We start from the raw sequence: 1,534 nt of genomic DNA, 5'->3' as shown, positions 1-1,534 counted from the left end.
CCCGAGCGCTTTCGCGTCGACAAACGCGCGGCCACGGCCTTGCAGCCCCTGCGCCTGGACGCCGGCGACCTGGGCGTGGGCCGGCCCGCCGATTTCGCCTGGAACCGGCTGCTGTCGTTCGACGCCTGCGTGCAGTGCGGCAAATGCGAGGCCGCCTGCCCGGCCTTCGCTGCGGGCCAACCGCTGAACCCGAAAAAGCTGATCCAGGACCTGGTCGCAGGAATGGGCTCGGCGAGCGACGCGCGCTACGCCGGCAGCCCCCACCCCGGCGCAGGCACCGGCCGGCACCATGGCGCGCCCGGTGCGCCCATCGTCCCCGGACTCATCGCCGGCGACACGCTGTGGTCCTGCACCACCTGCCGCGCCTGCGTGCAGGAATGCCCGATGCTGATCGAGCACGTGGACGCGATCGTCGACATGCGCCGCCACCTCACGCTGGTCGGCGGCGTGCTGCCGAACCAGGGCATGCAGGCGCTCGAACAGCTGCGCGACACGGATACCGTGGGCGGTTTCCCGCTCGCGGCGCGCCACCACTGGGCCGCCGACCTGAACGTGCCGGTGCTGAGCATGGGCATGCAGGCGGACTGGCTGCTGCTGGTCGGCGAAGGCGGCTTCGACATGCGCTACCAGCGCACGCTGCGCGCCCTCGTGAAGACGCTGCAAAGCGCCGGCCTGGACATCGCGCTGCTGGGCGCGGCGGAGACCGACTGCGGCGACCTGGCGCGGCGCCTGGGCGACGAGGCGGGCTTCCAGCGCCTCGCGGCGCAGCTCATCAAAACCCTCGGGGCGCGCAGCTTCCAGCGCATCGTGACGCCCGACCCGCACCTCTTGCACGCGCTGAAGAACGAGTACCCGGCGCTGGGCGGTCATTTCGACGTGTGGCACCACAGCCAGCTGCTCGCCGACCTGCTCGCCCGCGGCCAGCTGCACCCCCTGCGCGCCGCGAGCAGCCAGTGCGTGACCTACCACGACCCGTGCTACCTGGGCCGCTACGCGCGCGAAGTGGACGCCCCGCGCGCGCTGCTCCAGGCCCTTGGCGTGCAACTCGTCGAAATGCCGCGCAACCGCGAGAAGGGGCGCTGCTGCGGCGGTGGCGGCGGCGCACCGTTCACCGACGTTCCCGGCGCCCGGCGCATCCCGGACATCCGCATCGCGGACGCAAAGGGCACGGGCGCTGGCGTGCTCGCCGTCGCCTGCCCGAACTGCACGGCCATGCTCGAGGGCGTGGTCGGGCCGCGCCCCGAGGTGCTGGACATCGCCGAACTGCTGGCGCACGCGCTGGAGATCGCATGAGCACGCAGCCGCACGCGGTACGCCGCATCGACCCGCGCCGCGCGGCGCAGCGCATCAAAACCCTCGGGGCGCGCAGCTTCCAGCGCATCGTGGCGCCCGACCCGCACCTCTTGCACGCGCTGAAGAACGAGTACCCGGCGCTGGGCGGCCATTTCGACGTGTGGCACCACAGCCAGCTGCTCGCCGACCTGCTCGCCCGCGGCCGGCTGCAACCCCTGCGCACCGCGAGCAGCCAGTGCGT

Annotated in this window: 1 protein-coding gene and 1 pseudogene; both read left to right on the top strand. The window is 72.8% G+C overall.

Annotated elements, in window-relative coordinates; translation table 11 throughout:
- A partial coding sequence (locus VTU_RS0106340; RefSeq protein WP_010102243.1) for a (Fe-S)-binding protein occupies positions 1-1,293 on the top strand: 1,293 nt, incomplete at its 5' end.
- Positions 1,290-1,534 (top strand): annotated as a pseudogene (locus VTU_RS26130) ((Fe-S)-binding protein); the annotation flags it as partial. The gene VTU_RS0106340 and the pseudogene VTU_RS26130, both read left to right, overlap by 4 nt.

Origin of the sequence: Verminephrobacter aporrectodeae subsp. tuberculatae At4 (assembly GCF_000193225.1) — a bacterium.
Classification (GTDB): domain Bacteria; phylum Pseudomonadota; class Gammaproteobacteria; order Burkholderiales; family Burkholderiaceae_C; genus Acidovorax; species Acidovorax aporrectodeae.
This window is presented reverse-complemented; position numbering and strand designations above follow the sequence as displayed.